We start from the raw sequence: 23044 nt of genomic DNA on the forward strand, positions 1-23044 counted from the left end.
TCTTACGACTACTAAAAAGATTCTTTATCCTTGACTATCAGGGCTTCTATTTCCTGATTAGTAAATTTAATTACTTAGTTTTAGGATTCTCCAAGTTACTCTAAATTTCTACCTTAATTCTTTAGGGGAAGTATCCTCGTTAAGAGGTTGATTCCAGGTCTTCTTCACTTGATAAACTACTCAATACATCGATAATATATTAGTAGACTCCGGACTGTCCGTTTAAGCAACTTCCGGAACAGGTCTTATCATTGCATCATTTCCCTTCTTAGGCCATTTCAGGCTTCTCCATGGAATTATTCGGTGGCGGAGTCCTCTTGACTAATTTGCTTTCGTCGCAACCCGCTTTTATGGTCTGCTGTAATCCGGCATTCTTTCGTTTGACTGACCGACCATATCCTTTCAGGGTTTATCGGCCCTGGCTATTGGTTAAATAGCACGAAATTTAGGCCTCTTTTGGCGCCCATCGATGGATAATAAAGATTTAACAATTGTATACCATGATAAATTTCTATTATAAGGCAAAAAACGTTTTAATTCCCATTGTAAACAGCATTCTAAAATTACTAAAAAATTTGTGTTAACGATTATATAATCATGATTTTTAGCGTAAAAATAATGAAAACTATTAACATAATGAGTTCGTTGGGACATTTCTAAAACCCATTTATGAATAGACAAATTAAAATAATTACGACCTAAATCTAAAAAAAATTGCATAGCTTTATTTTTAACATTTTTATTTAAACAATAATCATACATACCAAATTCTTTTCTTAAAGCGCATAAAGAAATATCAGGGGTGTGTGGATATAATTCGTAAGGTATTATTCTCATTTACAATCCTTTTTAAATAATTTAATTTACAATTTACTCTTATATTTTAAAAAATGAAATTATATTTATTTTAATTTATTTATTAAAATAATAAATTTTTTATATTCAAATAAAAATGATTAATTAAAAAAAATTTTTAATTTTTCTTTTTCGAAACGCTGAAATAGTTTATCTTTCTGACCTACTAAAATTTTATTTTTGGTAATACCAAAAACTTTTAAACTTTCAAAAGTATTTTCTTCCGATTGAATTTGATCTAAAATACATTGAGCGGTAGTCGGTAAAAAGGGTTGCAATAAAATGCCAATAAAACGTAGATTTTCTATAGCATTATATAAAAAATAATTTAATTTATTAATATCTTGAGGACAATTACTTTTAAATAATTCCCATGGTTTCATTAAATCAATGTATTTATTGCCATAACGAGCTAAATGCATAATATTTTCGATAGCCTCAGATACTTTAAAATCTTTCATACACGAACGAATTTTTGGTAAAGTTGAAATAGCTAAATTAGATAATTGTAATCCTAATTCATCTTCAAAGTTATTAACTTTAACAATTTTATTATCGCGATATTTTTTTAACATTCCTAAAGAACGACTTAATAAATTACCAACAGTATTTATCAAATCTGTATTATAACGTTCAAACATTAAATCATAAGTTAAACAGCCATCAGATGCATAAGGAATCTCATGTAAAACAAAATAACGAATAGCATCAATAGGAAATATCTTCTTTAAATCATCAACATAAACTACATTTTGAGTAGATTTAGACATTTTACGATCATTAAATAAAATCCAAGGATGAATTAAAAATTGTTTCGGTAAAGGTAGTTTTAAAGCAAATAAAAAACTTAAATAATAAATCAAATGAAATCTCACAATATCTTTACCTATAATTTGTAAATCAGGTGGCCAATATTTAACTAAATTTTTATGATCATACCAATTTTTAGAATAATCTTTTCCAGGATCATCTAATAAACTTGTAATATAATTACTTAAAGCATCAAACCAAACATAAGTAATATGATCATTATCGAAAGGTAAAGGTATACCCCATTTAAAAGAAGTTCTTGAAATAGATAAATCTGCTAATGGTTCTTTTAATAAATTTAAAATTTCTTTTCGACGTGCTAATGGTTTGATTAAATCAGGATTTTCTTTTAAATATTGTAATAAAAGCGGTTGATATTTTGATAATTTAAAAAAATAAACTTCTTCTTGCATCCAAATCGGAGTTTCTCCACTAGGCAATTTTTTATCAATTAAATCTTTTTCTGATACATAACTTTCTTCTGAAATAGAATACCATCCTTGATAAATCCCCAGATAAATATCTTTTTGTTGAAATAGTTGATCTATAAATTTTTGAACATATTGTTTATGTTTTTCATTGGTAGTTCGAATAAAATAATCATATTCAATATTTACAGATTTATAAACCTGTTTAATTTCATAAGAAATAAAATCAACATATTCTTGATTGGACATCTTATTCATTAAAGCTTTATTTTCTATTTTTTGACCATGTTCATCTGTTCCTGTTTGAAAAAAAACAGAATATCCTTCCATTTTTTTAAAACGCGCTATAGCATCTGCTAAAATCATTTCATAAACATTACCTATATGAGGCAAAGCTGAAGTATATACAATTGAAGTAGTAATAAAAAATTTATCTTTTTTCATCATATAAACTAATTTTCATTACTCCTTATTTTCTAACTGATCCATTGGTATTTTCAAATAATGATAAATTTGTTTTTTAGATATATTACGATCTTTAGATAAACATCTTAAAGCTTCTTTTTTGGAATAACCATGTTTTAATAAAAGCAAAAAATGTTCTTCCAAAGATAAATATTGATATGTTGATAAAAATAAATTTTTATCAATAGTTATTACATATTCACCTTTAAAAGATATTTTCTCTTTTTCTTTTAAAATTTCATTAATATCACCATAAATAATAGTTTCAAATTTTTTTGTTAATTCTTTAGATAAACTAATATTTCTGCGAATATAATGTTTTTGAATCAATAATAAAGTATCTAATAAACGCATAGGGGATTCAAATAAAATCAAAGTACCTTCAAAAAAACGATATTTTAATAAAATTCTTTCTTTTTGTATTGTTTTTTTAGGTAAAAAACCTAAAAATAAAAAAGGTAAATCAAAAGTAGAAATACTAAAAGCTGTTATAACAGCGGAAGCTCCTGGTATAGAACATACATAAAAACCTGCTGATTGCACTGCGCGCACTAATAACAAACCCGGATCACTAATTAAAGGAGTTCCTGCATTACTAATAAGAGCTAAATTTTTATTTTGTTTCAATAGGGATAACACTTTAGAAACACGTTGTTTTTCATTAAATTGATGTAATGACAATAAATTATTATTAAATTGATAAAATTTCAAAATTTTATACGCCTGACGAGTATCTTCAGCCAAAATATAATCTACCTGTTTTAGAATATCTAAAGCTCTAAAAGTTAAATCTGACATATTACCTATAGGAGTAGCAACTAAATATAAAGTGGCTTTTTTTTCCTGAAAAGTTTTTTGAGTATATAACATAATTCATATCCATTTTAACTATTCTTTTTTTTAATTTCTAAAATTAAAGCTAACCAACAAAATTTATTTTCCATTTTTAAGCTAATAGGTTCTAAATCATTAAAAATTTTTAACCAATGAATAATCTCTATTTCAGATAAAGAAATTAAATAACTTATTTTAAATAAATCATTTGGAAATATATTTATTGATTTGTTTTGTTTTTTATAAAGCAAATCTAAAAAAAATTTACTTAATATAAATAAAAAATCACTAAAAAAATAATCATAAGTCATCAAATTAAAAGTTTTATTTAATAATTCATTAGAAAAAAATTTTTTATGAAAATTTTCTAAAAAAATTAAAAAAAATTTTTTTAAATTAAATAAATAATGCTTATTGATTAAATAAATTTCTTGTTTATTTATTTCTTTCAATAAATTAAACAATATTTTATCTAAAATATCTTTTTGCAAATCTGAAGTATCAGATAACGAAGATTCAACACAGGGATGCCAACATAATATTTGAGCTCTAGAAACAATAGTAGGTAAAACTAGATTACGATCTTCAGTTATTAAAATACCTAAAATATTTTCATTTATAGGATTTTCTAAAAAATATAATAAACTATTAGCTGCATTGTAACTGATCTTATCTATATCTTCAATAACATAAATCTTTTTTTTTTGCATTAAAGAAGTTTGCGTAAAATAATTAAACATTTCTAAGATTTGTTCTTTACCTACAGAAATATTTTTATTATAACGCAAATAATAAAAATTAGGATAACTATTTTCTGAAATCATTTTTTTTAAATTATCAGGTTTAATTTGATCTGTCTGTAAAAATTCATAAACCAAATCTATAATGAAGGCGTGTTTTGTCGATGTATTATAAGTAGTTTCAATCAAATATAAATGAGATAATTTTTTATCACGTATTAACATTCTAAAATATTCTATTAGATAATTATCAGACATAATCTTTATATATTTAACCCAAATAATTCACGTAATTTTTCCAAAATAATTAAATGTACTTCTTTAACAGAAAGATTATTAGTATTAATTTTAATAATTCTTTTAGGATATCGACGACAAAGCCTTAAATAACCTTTTCTAATTTGTTGGTGCCAAAAAAGTTTTTGAGTGTCAAAACCTTCTAATTTACTTTTATTTCGAACATATAATCTTTTTAAAATTTGTTTAGGTTCTAAATCTAAATAAAAAGTAATATCGGGTAATAAATTATAAGCTAAATAATTAATTTGCTTAATAAATTTAATACCTAATTTCCTCACATAACCTTGATAAACAAAAGAAGAATCTAAATAACGATCACAAATAACAATTTTATTATCTGACAAAGCCGGTTTAATAACTTGTTGAAGATGTTCTATTCTATCTGCTGCATATAATAAAGCTTCTGTAGCAAAATTAATTTTATTATGCGTATTAATTAAAATTTGTTTTATTGTTTTAACTAAATCATAACCACCGGGTTCTCTAGTCATAATAACCGGATATTTATTTTTAATAGTTTTAAATAAAGATAAAACATGAGTTGTTTTGCCTACACCATCTCCACCTTCAAAAGTAATAAACATAAATTTTACCCTTAACTTTCAAATTAAAATTAAAAAATAATAAATTTAAATAAAACAAATAAAACAATTAAATAGAATTATATTTTTTTATTATAAATTAAATAATAAAACTACAAAACAATAATAATAGATGAAAAAATAATATTAAATAATCAATATAATTCATAGAATAATAAGTTAATTTAGTACGCGGAGCTCCCAAAATATAACCTCGCGACTCCATAGCGTTAGCTAAAATAGAAGATTTTTTAAAAGAAAGAACAAAAATAGGTATCAATAAGGCAATAAGATAATAAATTTTTTTGAAAATATTTTGAGTATTTAAATTAATACCTCGAGAAGTTTGCGCTTTTATAATTTTTTGAGACTCAAATAACAAAAAAGGTATAAACATATAAATTAAGGATAATAACATAGTAAAAGTTTCTAAAGGGAAATGAATTTTTTTAAGAGGTTTCAAAATTAACTCTAATCCATCATTTATTTCCATAAAAGAAGTAGTAAGAGAAAATAAAGTAAAAATCAAAAAAATCATCAAAATACGTATAATAACGAAAAAAGTTTTCCATATATAATTCGGAGATAAAAATAACATTTTTATATCACCGATAAACCAACCTCTAGAAAAAAATAAACTAGGCAATAAAAAATTAATTAACAAAAACACATAACTGTACAAACCGCTTAAAAAATAATATTTAAAAACAAAAAATAATAAAACAATTAAAAACCAAATATAAAATTTATCCCACATTAAAATTTTAATGTCATCATAAGCTTTAGACATAGTTGATAAATTAAAGATTAAACTTAATATAATTAACCAATTCAAATGCGAAATATTTTTAATTAATTTTATCCATGAATAATTGGTTTTTGTAAATAACCAAAATACCAAAAAAAAATTAAAAATTAATATCACTATATAAAAAAAATTCTTAAACCAATCATTATGTATAAAATCTGATGTAAAACTTAAACCTAAAATAATTTTTAACCAACAAATAAATACAAATATTTTAACAGCAGGATGAATTGAATATAAAAAAAATCTATTACGATATGAAATTAAATTATTTTTATAATGTTTTACTATCATATCATTAAATCCCACCTAGATAAAATTTACGTAAATAAGATAAACATTCCTCTTCAGAATAAACCGGATGAAAAGGAATGTTTAGAGATTTTTCGATTAATTTTAAAATACGAAAGGTTTGAGGTTCATATAAATTAAATTTTTGCAATTCAAAATTTTTAAAAAAAATTTCTTTAGAATTATCAAAAACAATATTACCTTTTTCCATAAAAATCACGCGAGTAGCGTATTGAGCTACTAAATTCATATCATGAGTAATACAAACAATTGTTTTTTTTTCCACTTGATAAAGATATTGAAAAATATTAATTATATCGGAATAACCTTGAGCATCTAAACCTCTAGTTGGTTCATCCGCAATAATAATCTGTGGTTCCATAATTAAAATCCCAGCAATAGCAACTTTTCTTTGCTGACCACCAGATAATTTAAAAGGAGAAGTGTTTAAAAAATCACTATTTATTCCTACTTTATTTAAAATTTCTATAGCTTTTATTTGTAGTTCAGAAATTTTTATATTTTCAGAAGTTAAAGCAAAAAGAACATCTTTTAAAACAGTAGATTCGAATAATTGATATTCAGGGAATTGAAAAATTAAACCTATTTTACGTCTTAAATTAGTTAAAATTGTTGAAGACGTTTTATCATTAATTATTTTATCAAAAATTTTCACTATACCTTTTGTAGACAATAACAAACCATTCATTATTTGTACTAATGTAGATTTACCTGAACCTGTAGGACCAACAATAGCAATAAACTCTTGGTTTGTATTAATAGATAAATTAATTTTGTTTAAAGAAAAAATGTCATCTTTATTATATGTAAAACTTACATCTTTAAATTGTATTGCCATAAAAAATCCTTTAATTTAGACAAAATAATAGGCGGGTTTTGTAATTGATTAAAATCCTGTTGCAACTGGTAATAAAGTTTTAAAGATAAAGGCAAATTGATGAAATTATTTTTTAAAAATATCTCATCTTTCATAAAGTTAACAGGGGTATCTTGTTTTAAAAGATTACCTTTTTGTAAAAAAATAATTTCATCACTTTGAAAAGCAAATTCCCAATCATGAGTAATAATGATTAAAATTTTATTATCAGTTCTATGAATATCTTTAATAATATTATTAACTTCTTTAGTTCCTTGTGGATCTAAAAAAGATGTAGGCTCATCAAAAATTATAATTTGCGGATCCATAACTAAAACAGATGCAATAGCTACTAACTGTTTTTGACCTCCAGACAATTCTTGAGGATTACAATCTAATAAATGTAAAATATTTAATTTTTTAGCAATATTAAAAATCTTTTTTTGCATTTCTTCGCGAGATAAATTTTGATTTTCTAATCCAAAGGCGATATCATGTTTTACATCGCAACCAATAAATTGATAATCAGGATTTTGAAAAATAATGCCAATACGAGAACGTAATAAAAATAAATTTTCTTCTGTTAATGCAATATTATCAATAATCACTCGACCTTTTTGAATGGGCAATAAACCAACTAAAATTCTAGCTAAAGTAGATTTACCCGAACCATTACCGCCTATAATCGAAATCCATTTTCCAGAATTAACACGAAAATTTAAATTTTGTAAAATTTCATCATCTTTATAACTAAAATACAAATTTTCAACAATAATCATAATCTACCTTAATAACTCGAATATTTTTAATCTCTATTATATTTGAAAATATTTAATAAAATTAAAAATTATTAAAACATAAAATATAATAAAAAAATATCAAAAATATTTAATTCAAATAAAACGAATAATAGCCATAGGAGCTGAATCGCCACGACGAAATTCAGTTTTAATGACACGTGTATAGCCGCTTGATCTATCGTTATATTTCGGAGAAATTTCCTTAACTAATTTACGCAAAATTGTTTGATTATTACTAAATTTTTGATTAAAAAATAAATTTAAAGCTCTTCTATGATTAGCTAAATTTGATGTTTTTGTTAAATTAATAACTTTATCCATAATACGACGTAACTCTTGAGCTTTTGATAAAGTAGTAGTTATCTGTTCAGCTATCACTAAACTAGATACTAAATTTTTCAATAAAGCTTTTTTTTGAGATTTATTACGTCTTAATTTGCTAAAACTCATAATATAACATTTATCCTCTTTTCGTTAAATTGTTTAGTTTATTCTGATTTGTTTAACATACCAAAATGCAAATCTAAATTCTTCATTTTTTCTTTAAGTTCTTCAAAAGATTTTTTTCCTAAACTACTTAATTTAGTAATTTCTTCTTCTTGGTGACTAACTAATTCTCGAACAGTAAAAATTTTCGATTTTTTTAAACTATTTAATAATCTAACTGATAATTCTAATTGTTCAATTTTAAAATCTAATGCATGATTATGATGAGATTTTTCAGGTTCTTGAATAAAATTAATCTGTTGAGTTTCTTCTGATAATTCCACTAAAACAGCTAAATGATCTAATAAAATTTTAGCTGCTACAGCTAAAGCTTTTTTAGGAGTAATAGCACCATTAGTTTCAATTTCTAAAATTAATTCTTCTTTATTACCTAATTTTGATTCTACATGAAAAGTACTACGAACAATAGGAGTATATATAGAATCTATAGCAATAACACCAAATTCGCCGCGGTTATAAATTTTATTTTCTTCAGAACCTTTATAACCAATACCTCGACGGACAGTTACTTCCATTTTCAATCTTGCATTTGAACTTAAAGTTGCTATTAAATGAGATGGATTAATAATTTTAATACCTGCAACAGGTTTAAAATCAGCGGCTGTTACTTCTTTAGGGCCTGTTACATCCATTTCTAATTTTTGTTCAAAATCTTCTATAGAATTATAATCAGAACTTAAAATAACCCCTTTTAAATTAAGTAAAATAGTCATTACATCTTCAGTAATACCTTCTATAAAACTAAACTCATGTTTAACACCTTCAATTTTAACATTAACAATAGCGATACCCGGCAAAGAAGAAATTAAGATTCTTCTTAAAGGTGTACCTAAAGTATTACCATAAGTTGAAGATAAACATTGAATAATAAAACGACTACAATTAGAATTAGAATTTTCTTCTTCTTGAATTTGCATTATAGGTTTTAAAAATTGTAATTTTTTCATGTCAATATCCTTTTTTATCCACGAGGGCGTTTACGAGGTCTACAACCGTTATGAGGAACAGGAGTAGCTTCTTTCAAACACGAAACAAATAACTCCGCATCTTGCAAAAGTAAAACAGTATCGCGAGCAACACCAATACCATTAAAACGAACTTCTACTTGTTTGGCACCATAATTTTTAGTGGCTATTTCGAAAACACTTTTGGCAACTTGTTGAGCAGCAAATAAATTACTTTTACGAGTCCCATGAAAACCTAACATACCAGCACTCTTTTGTACAATAGTATTACCTTGTTCATCTGTAAAATTAATAATAGTATTATTAAAACTAGTTTTTATATGAATAATTCCCACAGGAACATTTTTTTTAACTTTTTTATCTTTTTTGATTTGTTTTTTTGAAGACATAAATTAAATTATCCTCTTTTTTTGATATTATTTTTTTTAACTGAATCAGCAAGATTTATTTGCCGATTTCGTCTAGATGTTTTAGCATTATTACGAGTATTTTGACCTCTTGCTGGCAAACCCAAGTTATGCCTTCTACCTCTATAAGAATTAATAGATATTAAATTTTTAATATTCATTAAAGAAAGTTCTCTCCGAAGCAAACCTTTTTCGTTTAATTTATTAATTTCTGTTCTAATAGCGGCTAATTGAGATTCTTGCAAATCTTTTACTCTAATATTTGCATCAATATTAATTGATTGTAAAATTTTACGAGATGTTTTGATACCTATACCATAAATATAAGTTAAACCAATCAAAATACTTTTAGTACCAGGAATATCTGCTCCTGCAAGTCTTAACATTTATAATATACTCCTTTCTGTATTAACCTTGTCTTTGATTATGACGACGTTGCTTTTTATTAATAACAAACACTTTTTTATTACGTCGAACAATAATATCATCAGCACTACGTTTTTTTACAGATGCACGTACTTTCATAATTTAGATTCCTTTACACTTTACAATTTATAATTTATAACGATATACAATACGGCCTATATCTTTAGAATCTGAACTAAATTCTACCTTTACTTTATCGCCTAAAGAAATATGAATATTATTTTTTCGTATTTTACCCGAAATACAAGCTATTATATTTTTTTTATTAGGCAATTCCAATTTAAATTTAGCACCGGGTAATGTTCCAACAACCGAAGCATCTATACTTATTTTTTCCATATAATAGTCTTAATAACCCCTTATTACAAATTTATAATGTTAAAATTTCATAACCTTGATCAGTAACTAAAATAGTATGTTCAAAATGAGCACTTAAACTATTATCTTTACTAACTGCCGTCCAACCATCAGGAAGTATTTTAACTTCTTTACTACCTAAAGTAAACATTGGTTCGATGCAAAAAGTCATACCTGGCACTAATACGTAATCTTTTTCAACAAAATTAAAATTAAAAATATAAGGTTTTTCATGTAAAGATTTACCAATACCATGACCAGAAAAACTTTCAATAATACCATAACCATTTAAAATACCTATTTTAAAAATAGCATTTGAAATATTTGATATTCGGTTGCCCGGGTAAACTTGTTCAATACCTTTATACAAAGCTTCTTGAGTATCTTTCAATAATTTAATGGTTTTATCAGGAATATCACCTATAGCATATGTCCACGCAGCATCTACAAAATAACCCTGATATTTAATCCCTAAATCTATAGTTATGATATCACCAGTTTTTAAAATCTCTTTGTCAGAAGGTACTCCATGAACTATCGCATCATTCACAGAAGTACAAATATATCCTGGAAAACCATCATAATTTTTAAAAGCAGAAATAACATCATATTCTTTTATAAATTTATTAGCTAATAAATCTAATTCTCCTGTAGAAATACCTTCTTTTAAAAAAAAAATCAATTTTTTCTTAATTTGGGATAAAATTTTTCCTGCCATTTTCATTATAGCGATTTCATCTTTTTTTTTAACGAATAACATAATATAATTGATTCCATTTTGTATATTTTAATAAAAAAACTTTATTCCATAAAATTACTAAATAAAACATTTAATAAAATTAAAATAATTTATTATATAATTTATCAACATTAGTGCTAGTTGTAATTTTTTGTACAATTTCAATAGCTACACCAACCACAATTATAAGACTAGTTCCTCCTAAATTAAAAGTAGAAAGACGATCTGATTTATTAAATAGCAAGAAATTAATTATATCAGGTAAAGCAGCTAACATTGTTAAAGAAAATGCTCCCATAAGAGTCACTTTAAACACTTTTTGTGTAATTTTATACACAGTCTCTTGACCTGGTTTAACTCCATCTAGATAAGCATCTTGTTTAGATAAATGATTAGCAATCTCATGAGGATCTAACATAATAAAAACAGAAAAAAACGAAAATAATAAAATTAATAAAAGATAAATAAAAAAACCTAAACCTAAATAATAATATTGTGATTCTTGTAACTGACGAGTAAATTTTTTAAAAGCATTATCTTCCGATAAAAAAGCGCCTATAGTTGGCAAAATATTAAGAAAAGTATTAGCTAAAATAATAGGTAAAATACCGGAAGTATTAATTTTTAAAGGTATATGGTTTTGAATTTTATCATGTTTTTTATGTGTAGCATAATTAATAGGAATTTTTAAATAAGAAGAGCATAAAATAATTGTTAAAATCAATAAAATTAAAAAAGATAATGAAATTAAAATTTTTTTGCTTAAACTAAAAAAATTATCATTTAACCATAAATATTTAAAACTTTTAGATAAATTTTCACTTATACTTATAACTATAAAAATAGAAACTCCATTACCTATACCTTTATTAGTAATTAGATCAGATAACCAAATACAAATAAAAGAACCAACAATTAAAAAAAATACTACTTGTAAAACTAAAAATTTTTGTTGAGCAATATCAAACATTCTAGAGCGAATAACAGAGGATAATCCTTGTCCTAAAGCTATTATTAAAGTAAGCAATCTAGTAATAAAATTAATTTTGTACTTACCAATAGAACCTTGTTCATTCCATTCTTTTAAAGATGGAAAAATTTTACTAGCAATTTGTATAATAATAGAAGAAGTGATATAAGGCATTACCCCTAAAGATAACAAATATATAGGCATATAACTATTAAATATAGAGATATCTCTTGATAATGCTTTTTGGATCTGCGAAAATCTTAAAATATTAAGAGGTATACATGGAATGTATATTTTTAAACCAATTACATAAATAAAAATAATAAATAAAGTTAAAAAAATTTTATTTATAATATGTCGTTTATCTTTAATAAAGCTTACTAATATTTTCATTAAAATTTACCTTTTTTATTTTATTTTATACAACTTTAATTTTCCCTCCGGATTTTATAATAGCTTCTTCCGCTTTTTTAGAAAATTTGACAGCTTGTACTATTAATCTTTTAGTTAAATTACCTTTGGCTAAAATTTTAATTAAATCATTATTTTTTTTAATGATTTTATGTTCTGCTAATAATTGAGGAGTCACCAAAGTATCATTTTCAAATTTTTCTAAATCTTCAATATTAACTAAAGAATATTGTTTTTTATTAAAGTTATAAAAACCCTGTTTCGGAATACGTTGAAAAAAAGGAGTTTGACCACCTTCAAAACCTATACGTGTTTTTCCACCAGAACGAGCTAATTGTCCTTTATGGCCGCGACCGCAAGTTTTACCTAATCCGCTACCAGGACCTCTTCCTAAGCGTTTAATACTCTTACGCGCTTTATAAACAGGCTTCAATGCGTTCAACATACAATTAACAACTCTCCTTTCTTATTTAATAAAAAATAATCAATTATATAATTAAAATTTTTAATTAATTGAAACTAAATGTTTAATAATTTTTAACATTCCGCGTACTACGGCTTTTTCTTCTTTAACAACAATTTGATTAATCTTTTTAAGCCCCAAGGCATGAGCTGTTTTTATTTGTTTCGGAGTGCATCCGATTAAGCTTTTGCATAATTTAATTTTAATTTGATTCATTTAGCAATTCCTCGAATACGATTTTGTAACGAAACACCCCTAAGTTTTTCTGCATCCTGTATAGTTTTTAATTGCTTAAGACCGTTAACTGTAGCTCTCAAAACGTTAATATGCGTGCGTGAACCAAAAGTTTTTGTAATAATATCGGTAATTCCTGCTAATTTAAAAATTGATCTTGCTGCTGTTCCTCCTGCTACAATACCTGTACCTTTGGAAGCTGGTTTTAAAAAAAATTTAGTAGCTCCAAAACGACCTATAATTTCGTGAGGTATAGTAGTACCATTTAAAGCAACACAAAATAAATTTTTTTTAGCTTTCTCAACAGCTTTTTTAATAGCTTCTAAGACTTCTTGAGCTTTACAAGAAGCGAATCCGATATTACCCTTTTGATCACCTACTACAACTAAAGCAGAAAAACGAAAACGACGCCCACCCTTAACAACTTTAACAATTTTACTAATTTTGACTATTTTCTCTTCAAATGAAGAGAATTTTTTTTTATTAGATAATTCTCTTTTCATAAATGTCTCCATTTTTTTAAATAACTGAACATATTATTAAAAATTTAAACCTTCTGCTCGAGCAGAATCAGCTAAAACTTTAATGCGACCATGATAAAGATATCCGCCTCGATCAAAAACAACATTTTTAATACCTTTTGCCAAAGCTTTTTGAGCAATTATTTTGCCAATGTCCGAAGCTATCTTAGTATTAACAATATTAGCATGAATATGTTTACTATGAACACTACATAAAGTAATACCTAAATGATCATCAATAATTTGAACATAAAAATATCTATTAGAATAAGAAACATTTAAACGGGGTTTTTGCGAACTACCTACAATTTTTTTTCTTAAACGTAAATGACGTTTTCGCCTTAAAAGTTGAGAAGATTCTTTTTTAATCATAAACCGAATAAATTCCTTTTTTATTTTTTAGCACTCTTACCAGCTTTACGATGAATATAACCGCCAACATAATATATTCCTGTCCCTTTATAAGGTTCTGGTTTAGCAAGTAATATTAGTTTTGCAGCAAATTCACCTACTAATTGTTTATCAACACCTTTAATAGTAATTAAATTATTTTGTTTATTAACTTGTACTATTAAATTAGGATAAATATCAACAATAATATCATGAGAATAACCCAATTTAAAGACTAATTTATTTCCTTCTACTATACATGAATAACCTAAACCTGTAATTTTTAGCTCTTTAGAGAAAAAATGTTTAACTCCTTGAATCATATTATTCAATAAAGCTCTAGTAGTACCATGAATTTTCTTAGTAAAATTATTATTATTAGGTCTAGTAATAGTAATAATATTATCTTTTTTACTAATAACTAAGTTAGGGTTAAATTGAAATTCTAATTTTCCTTGCGAAGAGGACACCGAAACTTGATTATCTGATTTAATTTCCACCAAAACACCTTCCGGAATCGCAATAATTTTCCTTCCTACCCGTGACATAAAAAATTCTCCTTCATTAAAATAACTACCAAATATAAGCTAAAACATGCCCTCCAACATTCAATGATGAAGCTTCATAATCTGTTAAAATACCTCGAGAAGTAGAAATTAAAGCTATCCCAAAACCATTTCTCACTTTAGGAATTTCTTTAACTGAAACATACTTAGAAACTCTTTTTAATCCTTTGATAACACTTTCTTTAGTCTCTTTATTATATTTTAAATAAATAACGATCTTATTTAGTGCTTTATCTACAATAAAATTAGTGATAAATCCTTCTTTTTTAAGAACTTCTAACATTCTAATTTTTAAATTTGAACAAGGTACAAAAACTTCATCATGTTTCATTGCATTAGCATTTCTAATTCTTGTTAATAAATCAGCAATAGTATCTGTCATTACCATAATTTTATACTTGTACTTCCTTTTATATTTACCAACTCATTTTTATAATTCCAGGAATTTCACCTTTATTAGCTAATAAACGAAAATTAATTCTAGATAATCCAAATTTTCGCATATAACCTCTTGCTCTACCATCAATCTTATCTATATTTTTACAACGCACAATAGAAGATTTAACAGGTAATTTAGCTAAACTTTGATAATCTTTTTTTTGTTTTAATTCTAATCTTTTACTCAAATATTTTAAAAATATTTCTTTTTGTTTTAAATTTTTAATAATTTTTGATTTCTTAGCCATATAATTATACTCCTATTTTTATTTTATCCTTTTAAAAGGCATGCCATAAAAATCTAATAATTTTTTAGCTTGTTGATCGTTTTTAGCTGTAGTAACTATACAAATATCCATACCAAAATTTCTTTTTACTTGATCTAAGCTAATTTCCGGAAAAATAATTTGTTCTTTAATACCTAAATTATAATTACCTTTGCCATCGAAAGATTTTAAGGAAAGTCCTGAAAAATCTTTTATCCTAGCTAACACAATGTGAATCAATTTATTTAAAAAAAACTCTTTTCTATGACCTCTTAAAGTTACTTTTAAACCAATTATTTCTTTAGTTCTTAATTTAAAATTAGAAATAGATTTTTTGGCTTCGGTATTAATGGGGGTTTGGCCACTAATTAAAGCTAATTGTTGACGACAATCGGCTAAAAATTTAGCATCCGAAGCAGCTTTTCCTAAACCTACATTAATAACAATTTTTTCTATCTTAGGGACTTGCATAATAGAATGAAAATTAAAAATTTCTTTTAAAGCCAAAAAAGTATTATTTTTTGTATAATTATTGTTTTTATTGATTTCCATATTATTTAACCTTTTTTTATTCAAGTAATAATTGCTAAACCTGTTTTTTTAGAATAACGAATTTTTTTATCTGAATCAAAGCGAAAACCTACACGAGTCGGAACTTTTAAATTAGGATCAATTAAAGCCACATTTGAAATATGAATAGGCATTTCTTCTTTGATAATTTGACCTTTTTTATCGTTATCATCAGCAGAAGTTTTATGCTTAATAGCAATATTGACGCCTTCCACTAAAACTTTTTGCTCTTTAAAAAAAACTTTTATTACTTTACCTGTACGAAAAACTTTTTTTTTACTTTCAGGATCTATAATATAACGATCTTTTCCTGAAATAATAGCTACTATATCACCTTTTTTTATATGCATTTGAATAACCTCATACTACTAAAACTTCCTCAGCTAAAGATATAAATTTAGAAAAATTATTTTTTTGAAAATTTTGATTTCTAATAGCAGGTCCAAAAATTCTAGTTCCTCTTGGAGTCATATCATCCTTAATCATAACAACTGCATTATCATCAAATTTAATATAACTACCATTTTTACTTTTAAAACCATGTTTAGTTCTTAAAATAAGAGCTTTAGAAATACTACCTTTTTTAATTAAGCTAGTAGTGGTAGTTTTTTTAACAGAAACTGTAACTAAATCTCCAATATAAGCATAACGTTTACCAGTATCTCCTGGAATACCAATTACTAAAACTTCTTTAGCACCACTATTATCTGCAACTTTTAAACGTGTATTAACTTGAATCATAAATCAGACACCTTTTTAACAGAACGTAAAATTTTTACTAAACGAAATCTCTTCAATTTCGATAAAGGACGAGTTTCTTCGATGGAAACCATATCGCCTATCTGAGCATCTTCGTTAGGATCATGAGCATAAAATTTACTAATTTTTTTAACACTTTTACCATATAATGAATCCTGTTTGTCATATTTAACAGCTACAGTAATAGTTTTAGACATTTTATCAGAAATAACAGTTCCCGAAAGTTTTTTTCTAACATTACGCATTTATATAATCCCTCCTTTTTTAATTTTTTAATTAAATAATCAATTAAAAATTAATTTTTAAATTAAAATGTTGTTAACATAAAATTTCAATCTATCCTATAAAGTTTTAAAAAATAATATTAACAGAAAATAATAAAAATTATAAATAAGTTTTTAATAATAATCTTTTAACAATCATTATGTAAATTTAATTAATCTCCGAAAACAAACAACAAACATGTAAGTGTCCAATATTTGTTCCTGATTAATATCTTAACCATTTTTAGATTAAATAAATCATTACTGATTTATTTTATCATGTTATTATGTCTTTTTTATCTTTTAATTTAAAACATCAAAATAATTTCATATTTAATAATTAAAGATTTAATATTAAGTAATTATATAATAAAATTTTAATAATTGGAACCATAATAATATATGTTTTCTTTAAATAAATAGTTTATTTATTTTTTTTCTTGAATAACAGTTTTTAAACGAGCAATATTTTTACGAATTTTACGGATTACAGAAGTATCTTTTAATTTGGATAATCCCGATTGAAAATGTTGTTCAAAATATTCTTTTTGATAATATTCAAGATTTTTTAAAATCTCATCAATGCTCATCTTACGAATTTCATTAATTTTCATATTAACTTCCCTTTGGCAACAATTTTAGTTTTAATAGGTAGTTTGTGCGAAGCCAATCGTAAAGCTTCTCTTTCGAATTTTTCTATATTATTTAAATCACGAACTTCAAACATAACAGTACCACGTTTAACAACAGCTACCCAATTTACTACATTACCCTTACCAGAACCCATTCGAACTAATTTTTTTTCAGTAATTGGTAAATTAGGGAAAATATTAATAAACACTTTACCTTCTCTTTTTAAATGACGAGTCATAGCTATACGAGCAGCTTCAATTTGGCGATTACTAATCCAATGACCTTGTTGAGCTACTAAACCATAGTTACCATTTAAAATTCTAGTTTGGCCTTTAGCCTTTCCTTCGTAACTTAAACGATGTAAACGACGATATTTAGTTTTTTTCGGCATTAACATAAAAAATTACCTCTTTTATTGAAGATTATTTATAGATAACTCATTATAAGTAACTATTAATATAAAAATTATTTATTTACTTGATTTTCTGGTTTTGAATTAGATATATTTTCACGAGATATTGTTTTAGAAATTTCCCGATCATCTTTAGGAGAATAATTACCATCACAAACCCAAACTTTAACACCTAATACCCCATGAATAGTTTTAGCGGCAACATATGCATAATCAATTTTAGAACGAAAAGTTCCTAAAGGTAAAATACCTTTAATAGTGGTTTCTGTTCGAGCAATTTCAGCACCACTTAAACGCCCTTTAAGACTAATCTTAATTCCTTTAACTCCCGCTTTTAAAGCTTTTTGAATATACATTTTTTTCACAGCTCTAAAAAAAGCTCTTTGTTGTAATTGTGCAGCTATATTTTGAGCTATTAAAGAGGCTACTTTTTCAGGATTTTTAACTTCAATTACATGAATATTAATATTTTTTTTAATTAATTTATATACTTCTTGTACTAGTTTGTTTTTTTCTTTATTGTCAGATCCTACAACAACTCCTATTTTAGGAGTATGTAAAAAAATTTCAATATTTTCTTCATTCTCTTTTTTTAAACGTTGAATTTCCACGCGAGCAATAGTTCCCAAAGGATAATAATTGTTAATAAAATTTCTAATACGATAATCTTCATTAATTAACAAAGGAACTTTTTTATCTTCTGCATACCAATTAGATGACCAATTACGAAGTAATGATAATCTTAAAATAATAGGACTACTCTTTTGACCCACTAGACACTACCTTCCTTTCTGATTCAGATTCGTTTGAAGCCACAAAAATAGTTATATGACTAGTATTTTTTTGAATTTGATTACTTCTTCCTTTAGCTCGAGGTAATAATCGTTTCATTCTAACACCTTGATTAACAAAAATTTTTTTAACATATAAATTATTAATATTAAAATTAAAATTATTAACAGCATTAGAAACAGCACTTTTTAATAATTTTGAAACCACAATGGCAGCAGCTTTATTAGTGAAATCCAAAATAGCTTGAGCTTCTTCAATAGATTTATCACGAATTAAATCAATAACTAAACGTATTTTTCTAGGCGCTATCGGTACTCGTTTAGCGATAGCTTTTACATCATTGTTAATCATTTTATAAATTTTCTCGCTTTCCTAGAACTTTATTTTTTTTGTGAACTTTTATCTTTTTTAGCATGAACTACATGTTTACGAGTAAAAGCAAAAGAACCTAATTTATAACCTACCATATCTTCGGTAATAAATAAATCTGTAAAATCTTTACCATTATGAACAGCAATTTTATGACCAACAAATTCAGGTATTATACTAGTATCACGAGAATAAGTTTTTATAGTTTTTTTAATTTTTTGTTTTTCTTGTCGCATCACTTTAGATAATAAATTATGATCAGCAAAAAAACCCTTTTTAATAGAACGACTCATTATTACTATTAAACTCCTTATTTTTTACGACGTTTTAATATTAAACTTGTAGATTTTTTATTTTTTTTGCGCGTTTTAATACCACGATCAGGTTTACCAGTATAACTTCTTGAAGAAACATATCCAATAGGACTACGTCCTTCGCCACCACCATGAGCATGATCATTAGGATTCATAGCGGTACCTCTTACTTTAGGCCTTTTATTTAAATAACGCGATCTTCCTGCTTTACCATTTCGAATTAATTTATAAGTATCATTGCCTATAGCTCCTATAGTAGCTCTACATGTAGATAAAACTTTACGAATTTCTCCTGACGGTAAATTTAAAACTACATATTTATCTTCACGAGATACAATAGTAGCATAAGCACCAGCTCCGCGAGCTAATTGGCCACCTTTACCAGGTTTTAATTCAATATTACTCACAACTGAACCGATAGGAAGATTTTTTAAAGGTAAAACATTTCCTACTTTAATATCGGATCCTAAACCTGATGAAATATAACTACCAACAGTTAATCCTTTTAAAGATAAAATATATCTTTTTTCACCATCTTGATAATGGATTAAAGAAATATAAGCATTCCTTTTAGGATCGTATTCTATAGTAGCGACCTTACCTAAAATACCATCTTTATCACGCTTAAAATCTATAAGACGAATTTTTTGTTTAGCTCCGCCTCCATGACCTCTTACAGTAATAACACCTCGATTATTACGTCCTCCTGTATTACTTTTAAATAATAATAACTTTTTTTCCGGTTTAGAAGTAGTAAGTTCGTTAAAACTTTGTAATTGCATATTTCTATGGCCATTAGAGGTAGGTTTGTATTTTTTGATAGACATAATTAACCTTTTTTCCTTTAATTTGTTAAATATAATTTAAAATTTTTTTAAATAATTAAAACTTCAAAAAAATTATAAATCTTATTGAATATTATTTAATTTCACTAAATCCGTTAATTCTTTGTCCCGGAACAACTTTCACAATAGCTTTTTTATAAGCTGAGGTGTAACCAGAATATTTACCTTTTCTTTTAAATTTTGGTAAAACATTCATAATATTAACAGACATAACATTAACTTTAAAAATATATTCTATAGCTTTTTTAATTTCTATTTTATTAATATTTTTATCAATCTTGAAAAAATATTTATTATACAAATCCATTTGTTTATTAGTTGCTTCGGTAATTATAGGAGCTTTAATATATTTATAATATTTATTCATTCGCAACTGTTCCTTCCAAATAATTAATCGCTTGACGAGTAATAATTAAATATTTTGCTTGGAAAATTTGATAAACACTAAAATGATTAACACTTTCTAAAATAACTTGAGATATATTATTAGTAGATTTGATTAAATTATCAGTTAATTCTTGTACTACAATTAAAATTTTATAATCCAAATTAACATTTAATTCTGTTAATAATTTTGTAAATTCTTTAGTTTTTGAAGTTTGTAAATCTAAAGAATCTAAAACTATTAAACTGTTATTGCGGAAGTGCCAAGATAAAGCTGAATAAAAAGCCAATTTACGAATCTTAGCATTAATTTTAAAATGATAATCTCTTTTTTTCAAAGCAAAAGTATGACCCCCGCCTCGCCAAATAGGAGAACGAATAGTTCCTTGACGAGATCTACCTGTTCCTTTTTGAGCCCAAGGTTTACGACCGCCCCCTGAAACTTCAGAACGATTTTTAGTTTTATGATTGCCAAGCCTTTTAGCAGCTCTTTGTTGATTAATTACATCATAAATTACTTGTTGATGCAATTTGATTCCAAAAATTTTATCTGATAAAATTATTTCTTCACATGGTTGACCATGTATATTAATAACGTTACACTTAAGCATGAGATATAGCCTCTTTATTAGTTTTTTTAACAGCTGATTTGATCATCACAAAACCTTTATTAGGGCCAGGGATGCTGCCTTTAATCAAAATAACATCTTTATCAGATATTATTGATATAATTTTTAAATTTTGCATAGTCACCTTATGAAAACCCATTTGGCCAGGTAAATGTTTACCTTTTTGATTTCCTTTTATAGGACCATTAGAACCTGGTCTTCGATGAAATCGAGAACCATGACTTTTTGGACCAATAGTTTGATTATATTTTTTAATAACTCCCGAAAAACCTTTACCTTTGCTAATTCCTGTTACATCTACAAAATCTCCGGAATTAAAAATGTTAATATCCACAATTTGTCCCGGAGTTAACTGAGATAATTCATTTAAAGTATTATGATTAAAAACAATTTCACGTACAAAAGATTTAGGGGAAGAATTATATTTACTAAAATGACCTTGAAGCGGTTTTGTCGTATTTTTTTCTTTTTTAGTTTCAAAAGCTAATTGCGTCGCTTGATAACCATCTTTTTCTAGATTTTTTTGTTGCAAAACAACATTATCAGCAACATGAACGATAGTGACAGGGATTACTAAACCTTGATCATGATCAAAGAATTGCGTCATACCTATTTTTCGTCCTAAAATTCCTTTAGACATGTTAAATAATATCTCCTTTTAAAATAGTAATAAAAAATAAAAAAATAATATTAACTACATTAATACGATATTTTTATTAATAAAAAATTACTAAAAATTATTGTTTAATACTAATATCTACAGATTTTGGAATATTAATACGAGTTAATGCGTCAATAGTTTGAGCATTAGGGTTAATAATCTGAATTAAACGTTTATGAGTAAAACGACCAAATTGTTCTCGACTATCTTTATTAACAAAAGTAGATCGCAAAACAGTAAATATTTCTTTACGAGTAGGCAACGGTATAGGACCTTTTATTTTGGCTCCAGTTGCAATAATACTATCAATAATTTTTTGAACAGTTGGTTTTAACATTTTAAAATCATAAGTTTTTAAACAAATTTGAAAAATTTCTGGTTTTTTTTTCATTACTTGAATTACCTTTCCTATTTTAGGTAAATAAAATATTTATTTTATATTTATATATATAAATTCTTAATTTTTATAAGAAAATAACATATATAAAAAATTTTTTATTAATATAAAAAATAATTTAATTTATTATAATAAATAATCAAATTAAAAAATAAAATATTTTATATTATTCCGAAATTACCTCAAATAATATAAAATATTCACAGAATATACACATTTATCATTATATCATAAAAAAATATATCTATTTATATCAACAAAAAAAATATAATAAAAATATAATTTCTAACAAAATATAAAAAATTATTTTTATATATTCTTAATAGCAGCTCTAAGTTTAGCTGAACGACTACAAGAATTAAACGCTTGTTCTTCAGCAGACGGACGAAGAACTTTTTTATTTATTATTCTTAAAGCAGGAATCGGTAAATATTGTTGTTGAATGGGCAAGCGAGATAAAATGGCATCATTAGAACTATTCTTTTTAAAAAAATGTTTTACCAAACGATCTTCTAAAGAATTAAAACTAATAACAACTATAATACCACCTTTTTTTAATAATTTTAA

General features: G+C 25.3%; 38 protein-coding genes. All 38 read right to left on the reverse strand.

Going from position 1 to position 23044, the window contains the following annotated elements:
• Positions 1–429: 429 nt before the first annotated feature.
• Positions 430–837: a hypothetical protein gene (locus KHD59_RS01670; RefSeq protein ID WP_213680443.1), complete on the reverse strand. Its 408-nt coding sequence runs from the start codon at positions 835–837 to the stop codon at positions 430–432.
• Between the two features lie 119 nt (positions 838–956).
• The gene (locus KHD59_RS01675; protein WP_213680442.1) at positions 957–2540 is read right to left on the reverse strand and encodes a class I tRNA ligase family protein; all 1584 of its coding nucleotides are present in this window, start codon (positions 2538–2540) and stop codon (positions 957–959) included.
• Positions 2541–2555: 15 nt separating this feature from the next.
• Entirely contained in the window at positions 2556–3428 is an 873-nt protein-coding gene (gene rsmI / locus KHD59_RS01680; protein WP_213680441.1) for a 16S rRNA (cytidine(1402)-2'-O)-methyltransferase, read from the reverse strand.
• 14 nt (positions 3429–3442) lie between these two features.
• Positions 3443–4390 carry a hypothetical protein gene (locus KHD59_RS01685; RefSeq protein WP_213680440.1) on the reverse strand — a complete coding sequence of 316 codons (948 nt, stop codon included), beginning with the start codon at positions 4388–4390 and terminating at the stop codon, positions 3443–3445.
• A 5-nt stretch (positions 4391–4395) separates the two neighbouring features.
• Positions 4396–5016 carry a dTMP kinase gene (gene tmk / locus KHD59_RS01690; protein WP_213680439.1) on the reverse strand — a complete coding sequence of 207 codons (621 nt, stop codon included), beginning with the start codon at positions 5014–5016 and terminating at the stop codon, positions 4396–4398.
• Positions 5017–5113: 97 nt separating this feature from the next.
• Positions 5114–6115 (reverse strand): energy-coupling factor transporter transmembrane component T family protein, encoded by a 1002-nt coding sequence (locus KHD59_RS01695; protein WP_004995570.1) that lies wholly within the window; start codon positions 6113–6115, stop codon positions 5114–5116.
• A 4-nt stretch (positions 6116–6119) separates the two neighbouring features.
• Entirely contained in the window at positions 6120–6971 is an 852-nt protein-coding gene (locus KHD59_RS01700) for an ATP-binding cassette domain-containing protein (RefSeq protein WP_213680438.1), read from the reverse strand.
• Positions 6947–7768 (reverse strand): ATP-binding cassette domain-containing protein, encoded by an 822-nt coding sequence (locus KHD59_RS01705; RefSeq protein ID WP_004995568.1) that lies wholly within the window; start codon positions 7766–7768, stop codon positions 6947–6949. Before KHD59_RS01705 ends, KHD59_RS01700 begins: the two co-directional genes overlap by 25 nt.
• A 114-nt stretch (positions 7769–7882) precedes the next feature.
• Positions 7883–8239, reverse strand: coding sequence for a 50S ribosomal protein L17 (rplQ, locus tag KHD59_RS01710; RefSeq protein ID WP_213680437.1), 357 nt, complete (start codon positions 8237–8239; stop codon positions 7883–7885).
• A gap of 38 nt (positions 8240–8277) precedes the next feature.
• A complete protein-coding gene (locus KHD59_RS01715) occupies positions 8278–9243 on the reverse strand; it encodes a DNA-directed RNA polymerase subunit alpha (protein WP_213680436.1) in 966 nt (321 codons plus the stop codon).
• Between the two features lie 14 nt (positions 9244–9257).
• A complete protein-coding gene (gene rpsK / locus KHD59_RS01720) occupies positions 9258–9650 on the reverse strand; it encodes a 30S ribosomal protein S11 (RefSeq protein ID WP_004995564.1) in 393 nt (130 codons plus the stop codon).
• An 8-nt stretch (positions 9651–9658) separates the two neighbouring features.
• A complete protein-coding gene (gene rpsM, locus KHD59_RS01725; protein ID WP_004995562.1) occupies positions 9659–10054 on the reverse strand; it encodes a 30S ribosomal protein S13 in 396 nt (131 codons plus the stop codon).
• Positions 10055–10076: 22 nt separating this feature from the next.
• Positions 10077–10193 (reverse strand): 50S ribosomal protein L36, encoded by a 117-nt coding sequence (gene rpmJ, locus KHD59_RS01730; RefSeq protein WP_213680435.1) that lies wholly within the window; start codon positions 10191–10193, stop codon positions 10077–10079.
• Positions 10194–10220: 27 nt separating this feature from the next.
• Complete coding sequence (gene infA, locus KHD59_RS01735) at positions 10221–10433, reverse strand: translation initiation factor IF-1 (RefSeq protein WP_004995558.1); 213 nt, start codon at positions 10431–10433, stop codon at positions 10221–10223.
• A gap of 31 nt (positions 10434–10464) precedes the next feature.
• Complete coding sequence (map, locus tag KHD59_RS01740; protein WP_213680434.1) at positions 10465–11211, reverse strand: type I methionyl aminopeptidase; 747 nt, start codon at positions 11209–11211, stop codon at positions 10465–10467.
• Positions 11212–11290: 79 nt separating this feature from the next.
• A complete protein-coding gene (gene secY, locus KHD59_RS01745) occupies positions 11291–12553 on the reverse strand; it encodes a preprotein translocase subunit SecY (protein ID WP_213680433.1) in 1263 nt (420 codons plus the stop codon).
• A 25-nt stretch (positions 12554–12578) separates the two neighbouring features.
• The gene (gene rplO, locus KHD59_RS01750; protein ID WP_004995547.1) at positions 12579–13016 is read right to left on the reverse strand and encodes a 50S ribosomal protein L15; all 438 of its coding nucleotides are present in this window, start codon (positions 13014–13016) and stop codon (positions 12579–12581) included.
• A gap of 60 nt (positions 13017–13076) precedes the next feature.
• Positions 13077–13250, reverse strand: a complete 174-nt coding sequence (gene rpmD / locus KHD59_RS01755) for a 50S ribosomal protein L30 (RefSeq protein WP_004995546.1) — start codon at positions 13248–13250, stop codon at positions 13077–13079.
• A complete protein-coding gene (rpsE, locus tag KHD59_RS01760; protein WP_152908764.1) occupies positions 13247–13771 on the reverse strand; it encodes a 30S ribosomal protein S5 in 525 nt (174 codons plus the stop codon). Before rpsE ends, rpmD begins: the two co-directional genes overlap by 4 nt.
• 36 nt (positions 13772–13807) lie before the next feature.
• Positions 13808–14161 (reverse strand): 50S ribosomal protein L18, encoded by a 354-nt coding sequence (gene rplR / locus KHD59_RS01765; RefSeq protein ID WP_004995543.1) that lies wholly within the window; start codon positions 14159–14161, stop codon positions 13808–13810.
• Positions 14162–14181: 20 nt separating this feature from the next.
• Positions 14182–14727: a 50S ribosomal protein L6 gene (gene rplF, locus KHD59_RS01770; RefSeq protein ID WP_004995540.1), complete on the reverse strand. Its 546-nt coding sequence runs from the start codon at positions 14725–14727 to the stop codon at positions 14182–14184.
• A gap of 25 nt (positions 14728–14752) precedes the next feature.
• On the reverse strand, positions 14753–15133 hold the full coding sequence (gene rpsH, locus KHD59_RS01775) for a 30S ribosomal protein S8 (protein ID WP_004995537.1): 381 nt from the start codon (positions 15131–15133) through the stop codon (positions 14753–14755).
• A gap of 28 nt (positions 15134–15161) precedes the next feature.
• On the reverse strand, positions 15162–15431 hold the full coding sequence (gene rpsN, locus KHD59_RS01780; RefSeq protein ID WP_213680432.1) for a 30S ribosomal protein S14: 270 nt from the start codon (positions 15429–15431) through the stop codon (positions 15162–15164).
• Positions 15432–15449: 18 nt separating this feature from the next.
• A complete protein-coding gene (gene rplE, locus KHD59_RS01785) occupies positions 15450–16001 on the reverse strand; it encodes a 50S ribosomal protein L5 (RefSeq protein ID WP_004995530.1) in 552 nt (183 codons plus the stop codon).
• 20 nt (positions 16002–16021) lie between these two features.
• Entirely contained in the window at positions 16022–16369 is a 348-nt protein-coding gene (gene rplX, locus KHD59_RS01790) for a 50S ribosomal protein L24 (RefSeq protein ID WP_213680431.1), read from the reverse strand.
• Positions 16370–16379: 10 nt separating this feature from the next.
• Positions 16380–16760: a 50S ribosomal protein L14 gene (gene rplN, locus KHD59_RS01795; protein ID WP_004995527.1), complete on the reverse strand. Its 381-nt coding sequence runs from the start codon at positions 16758–16760 to the stop codon at positions 16380–16382.
• On the reverse strand, positions 16757–17023 hold the full coding sequence (gene rpsQ, locus KHD59_RS01800; RefSeq protein WP_004995526.1) for a 30S ribosomal protein S17: 267 nt from the start codon (positions 17021–17023) through the stop codon (positions 16757–16759). The genes rplN and rpsQ overlap by 4 nt, the downstream gene beginning before the upstream one ends.
• Positions 17024–17469: 446 nt before the next feature.
• Positions 17470–17655, reverse strand: coding sequence for a 50S ribosomal protein L29 (rpmC, locus tag KHD59_RS01805; protein ID WP_193622243.1), 186 nt, complete (start codon positions 17653–17655; stop codon positions 17470–17472).
• Positions 17652–18071 carry a 50S ribosomal protein L16 gene (gene rplP / locus KHD59_RS01810; RefSeq protein WP_004995522.1) on the reverse strand — a complete coding sequence of 140 codons (420 nt, stop codon included), beginning with the start codon at positions 18069–18071 and terminating at the stop codon, positions 17652–17654. Before rplP ends, rpmC begins: the two co-directional genes overlap by 4 nt.
• Positions 18072–18139: 68 nt before the next feature.
• On the reverse strand, positions 18140–18859 hold the full coding sequence (rpsC, locus tag KHD59_RS01815) for a 30S ribosomal protein S3 (RefSeq protein WP_004995521.1): 720 nt from the start codon (positions 18857–18859) through the stop codon (positions 18140–18142).
• Positions 18843–19229 carry a 50S ribosomal protein L22 gene (gene rplV, locus KHD59_RS01820; RefSeq protein WP_054598485.1) on the reverse strand — a complete coding sequence of 129 codons (387 nt, stop codon included), beginning with the start codon at positions 19227–19229 and terminating at the stop codon, positions 18843–18845. Before rplV ends, rpsC begins: the two co-directional genes overlap by 17 nt.
• Before the next feature lie 29 nt (positions 19230–19258).
• Positions 19259–19540 (reverse strand): 30S ribosomal protein S19, encoded by a 282-nt coding sequence (gene rpsS / locus KHD59_RS01825; protein ID WP_004995516.1) that lies wholly within the window; start codon positions 19538–19540, stop codon positions 19259–19261.
• A gap of 17 nt (positions 19541–19557) precedes the next feature.
• Positions 19558–20388 carry a 50S ribosomal protein L2 gene (gene rplB, locus KHD59_RS01830; protein WP_004995505.1) on the reverse strand — a complete coding sequence of 277 codons (831 nt, stop codon included), beginning with the start codon at positions 20386–20388 and terminating at the stop codon, positions 19558–19560.
• 91 nt (positions 20389–20479) lie between these two features.
• Positions 20480–20773, reverse strand: a complete 294-nt coding sequence (gene rplW / locus KHD59_RS01835) for a 50S ribosomal protein L23 (protein ID WP_004995504.1) — start codon at positions 20771–20773, stop codon at positions 20480–20482.
• A complete protein-coding gene (rplD, locus tag KHD59_RS01840; RefSeq protein WP_004995502.1) occupies positions 20766–21401 on the reverse strand; it encodes a 50S ribosomal protein L4 in 636 nt (211 codons plus the stop codon). Before rplD ends, rplW begins: the two co-directional genes overlap by 8 nt.
• Positions 21394–22059, reverse strand: coding sequence for a 50S ribosomal protein L3 (gene rplC, locus KHD59_RS01845; protein WP_213680430.1), 666 nt, complete (start codon positions 22057–22059; stop codon positions 21394–21396). The genes rplD and rplC overlap by 8 nt, the downstream gene beginning before the upstream one ends.
• A gap of 97 nt (positions 22060–22156) precedes the next feature.
• Positions 22157–22471, reverse strand: coding sequence for a 30S ribosomal protein S10 (rpsJ, locus tag KHD59_RS01850; RefSeq protein WP_004995498.1), 315 nt, complete (start codon positions 22469–22471; stop codon positions 22157–22159).
• Positions 22472–22786: 315 nt separating this feature from the next.
• Positions 22787–23044, reverse strand: a 258-nt coding sequence (gene mraW / locus KHD59_RS01855; protein ID WP_213680429.1) for a 16S rRNA (cytosine(1402)-N(4))-methyltransferase, incomplete at its 5' end; no start/stop codon positions are given.

Source organism: Sesame phyllody phytoplasma (assembly GCF_018390775.2).
Taxonomy (GTDB): Bacteria; Bacillota_I; Bacilli_A; order Acholeplasmatales; family Acholeplasmataceae; genus Phytoplasma; species Phytoplasma australasiaticum.